3 protein-coding genes are annotated in these 4070 nt (G+C 67.0%); 1 reads left to right on the top strand and 2 read right to left on the bottom strand.

Features of this window, described 5'->3' with window-relative positions:
- Nucleotides 1-165: 165 nt before the first annotated feature.
- Nucleotides 166-2079, top strand: a complete 1914-nt coding sequence (locus tag OO12_RS23250) for an asparagine synthase-related protein (RefSeq protein ID WP_034161159.1) — start codon at nucleotides 166-168, stop codon at nucleotides 2077-2079.
- A gap of 42 nt (nucleotides 2080-2121) precedes the next feature.
- On the opposite strand, the gene OO12_RS28770 is transcribed toward OO12_RS23250, so the two are convergent.
- Entirely contained in the window at nucleotides 2122-2283 is a 162-nt protein-coding gene (locus OO12_RS28770; protein WP_160296892.1) for a hypothetical protein, read from the bottom strand.
- Nucleotides 2284-2302: 19 nt separating this feature from the next.
- Nucleotides 2303-4070, bottom strand: a 1768-nt coding sequence (locus tag OO12_RS23245) for a beta strand repeat-containing protein (protein WP_034161158.1), incomplete at its 5' end; no start/stop codon positions are given.

The raw sequence follows: 4070 nt of genomic DNA, 5'->3' as shown, positions 1-4070 counted from the left end.
CCCCCGTCCCCGCCACGACGGATCGGGTCGTTGCCAAGTGCGGCAAAACGCCATTCCCGGCGGGAATCCAACGGCAAAAAACCGTAGTATGCCCGCCCTGCCCGCTTTATAGCCCCGCCGAGGGACGGGGAGGTTCGCATTCGTCATGGCCAGCCCGCACGCTGAATGATCGGCCTGCATCTCGATTGGCAGGGTGCGTCGCCCGACCCCGGACTCGTCAACCGTTTCACGCGATCACTGGCGGTCGGGATCGACATCGCGGTCGGCCATCATCGCAGCGACGGTGCGCTGTTCGCGGCACAGTGCGCCGGCCCGGGCCAGGCGCGCGGCTGGCGCCCCGCCATCGCGCCGTGCGGCACGCAGATCCTGTTCGACGGCTATCTCGACAATGCAGATACGCTGCGCCGCGACCTGCGCAGCGACGCGCGCGACCCCGCCACGCTCTATGCCCTGGGCTATGCGCGCTGGGCTGATGCCGTCGACCTGCGCGCAATCGGTCAGTTCGCCACGATCGCGGTACGCCCGGGCGAGCGTCAGGTGCGTGTCGCGCGGTCGCCGCTCCAGGCACCGCCGCTGCATGTGTGGCATGATCGCGACCGCGTCATCATCGCCTCCACCGCCCGCATCCTCTTCGCCGGTGACGGGATCATGCCCGAGATCGACGAACAGAAGATCGCCGACAGCCTCTACCTGAACTATAAGGATGAGGAGCGCGGCTGGTATCGCGGCGTGCGACGCATCGGCATCGGCGCCCAGGTCATCATCACCCCGGACGGCATGACCAGCCGGCGCTATTACGACATTGCCGCCCTGCCCGCTGTGCGGCTGAAGCGCGACACGGAGTATGTCGAGGCAGCGAACGCCCTGTTGCTGGAAGGGACAAAGGCCGCGCTGCAGGGCTTCGATCGCCCGGCGATCAGCCTGAGCGGCGGTCTCGATTCACAGGCGGTGGCAGCCTCCGCGGTCACGGCGCTGGGCAGCCGGCCGCTGCTCGGCCTGACCGGCGTTCCCGAGGCCGGTTGGGATGGCATCGACCATCCCGCATTTTTCGGCGACGAAACTGCCCATGTCGCGGCACTCTCCGCACTGTATCCAACCCTGGAAACCGAGACGATCGACGCCGCCGGATTGTCGTTCGACCACAAGCTGCCGGCGATGTTCCTGATGGCCGGCACCGCGCCGCGCAACACGATGAACCTGCACTGGATCCACGCCCTGCGCGCGCGCGCAAAAGCGCGTGGCTGCGATGTGCTGCTGCTCGGCGCGGCGGGGAATTTCTCGTTCAGTTTCGATGGCAGGGGCGCGCATCCGGGCTGGCTGTTGAGCGGCCGGTGGCGGCGACTGGTGCGCGAATTGAATGCGGTGCGCGGCCATCACTCGCTTGTCCGCAGCATCGCGTCGCATGCGCTGCTGCCCTTGTTGCCCGATGGAACCTATCGGCGCTGGACCGGCCTCCCCCCGTCGCGGGACGATACGCCGCCGGCAAGCTGGTGTCCGCTCGATCCCGCTTACGCGCGTGAGATGAACGTGCGGGATCGCGCGCGCGCCCTGGGCCATGACATATCCTTTCGCGCGCCACGTTCGAGCCGCGCCGCGCGCGCCGCCGCCTTTGCCGGCGCGATGCGTGAAATCGGCGACATCCGCCAGGGCCTGGATTTGATCCACGGCATCCCCAGCCGCGATCCGACCGCATACCGCCCGCTGGTCGAGTTCTGCATCGGCATCCCCGACGACCAGTATCTGCGCGACGGCGAGAGCCGCTGGCTCGCGCGGCGCATGCTGCGTGGCAAGATCCCCGATATGGTGCTGAACGAGACGCGGCGCGGCCGTCAGGCGGCCGACTGGGCAATACGCATCGGGCGCGACCGCGCGGCGCTGATCGATGAGCTGGACACGCTGGCGCGGGACCCGGCCATGGCGCGCCGCCTGGACTTGCCCAGATTGCGCGCGGCGCTGGCGGGGTGGTCGCCACAGGACGCCGCGGGGACCGAGGCCGTCAACCTGATCCAATATGCCCTGCCCCGCGCGATCGCCACCGCACGCTTCATCCGCTTCGTCGAGGGGTCCAATGTCGGCTGAAGGCGCGGCCGGCCAGGACATGCCATCCGGCGCGTGTGCGCCTTACGACGCGAGGAAAGCGGGCGATCCCGACAAGTCGTTCGGCGGCTGTGCGGTGTCGGCCAGCGTGTCTTCGGCGGCTTGCGCCTGATACACGATCCGGGGCGTCGTCCAGGGGCGCAGCGCCAGCACCATGGTGTCGGTGGCGGTATCGTCGATGATCATTGTCGGTCTCGCTTTTTCGTCAAACGGGCATGAAGGGGCGGATGATCGGGTAGATGCCGCCGCTCGGATCGGTCCAGGTGCCGAGGAAATCCCAGCCGGAATAATTGGCGGGATCCTCCATCTGCTCCGTGGTCAGGCCAGTACCGCTGGCGCTGGTCGCCTGACCGCTGGTGGTGGTGTTCCAGTACGAACTGGTGACGGTCGCGCCGTTGCCGGATTGCCCGGTCAGGCCACCGGCAGCGCGCGCCGCATTGACTTGCCCAGTCGCATAGCTGTTGGTCAAGCTGCCGCCGTAAAGATAGCCGATCAAACCGCCCGCCGTGTTGGCCGAAGCACTGACCCGGCCGGTGGCGTAGCTGTTCGAGGTCGTGCCGAGATACTGGTATCCGATCAATCCGCCGGCATAGTTGGCGCCATTCACCACACCGGTGGCGAACGAACGGCTGATCGCGGCGTTCGACGCATAGCCGGCGAGGCCCCCGACATTGCTGATGCCGGTGACGCTGCCGCTGGCGCTGCTGGTGCGGATGTTCGAACCATCGTTGAGATTGCCGACCAGGCCACCGACCAGATTGTTGCCGGCCACATTCACCGCACTGCGCGATTGTTCGATCAGGCCGTCGCGATACAGCATGCCGACCAGCCCGCCGACGCCGTTCTGGCCAGTGACGGCGCCGGCGACATCGACCCCGCTGACCGTCCCCGAAAGCAGGCCGAACAGCCCGATATTCTTCGCCGTGGCCCGATTGATCGCGAGATTGGTGATGGCGTAGCCATTGCCATACAGGAAACCGCTGAAGCCGGCGGCGGCATTGGCGGGAACCGCCGCGACCAGCGAATAGCCCGTGCCGTTCCACACCAGCCCGTTTCCATCGGTGCCGATCGGCACGAACCCGGTGGCGGCCCACATCCCCGATGACGTCGCGGCCGTACCGATGTTCGAGCCGGTTTCGGCAAGATTGATGGTGTTCGCGAGAATATAACTGCCCGCCAGACGGGTCGTATCATAGCCAATCAGCTGCAATTGGTGGCTGTTGGTGAGGCGGAGCGGGCCGACGGTGGTGTTGGTGCTGAGCATGGTCGGTACTTCGAAGGCGAGGAACGGCCGGGTCGAATTGCCGGCCATGAAGACGAAGCCGGTCGGCGTGGCGGTGTCGATGCCCGTTCCCGTGGCAAGATTGGCATAGGCGCTCGACCGGAACGCATAATTCGCCATGCCCGACTGGGTCGGATCGGAGGTGATTGCGCTCACGTTGCTCGTCGTGCCGGTGGCTGTGGTGAAGGCGTTGTTCTGCCGCGTCGAGTAACGGTCCCAATAGACGTTGGTGACCGAGCCGGCGACCAGCCGGGCAACCACGCCGCCGACCTGGTAACCGTTCATCGATGTCGAGACTGCGCCGGACGCATAGGCGCCGTTGATCGAACTGGTGGCGCCGATCACATTGCCGACCAGTCCGCCGACATTCTGGCCTCCCGCGACGGCACCGGTCGCATAGGCATTCTGGATGCGGCTGGCGTTGAGCGTGCCGACCAGCCCGCCGCTGCCGACATTACCATTGATCGACGTGCTCGAGATGCGCCCGGTGGCGTAGGAATTGTTGATCAGGCTGTTCGATGCGGCGTTGCCGACCAGCCCGCCCGCAGCGCCGTTGTTGCCGGTGCTGGCGAGCGTCACCGCACCGGTGGCGTAGGAATTGCTGACCGTGCCCGCCGTCAACTCGCCGATCAGGCCGCCGACAAAGGCACCCCCGCCCGACCCGGTGGCCCTGGCTGTACCGCTGGCCCAG

Origin of the sequence: Sphingomonas sp. ERG5 (assembly GCF_000803065.1) — a bacterium.
Taxonomy (GTDB): Bacteria; Pseudomonadota; Alphaproteobacteria; order Sphingomonadales; family Sphingomonadaceae; genus Sphingomonas.
Note: the sequence above shows the minus strand (reverse complement) of the source record. Positions and strands in the feature narration are given on the sequence as shown.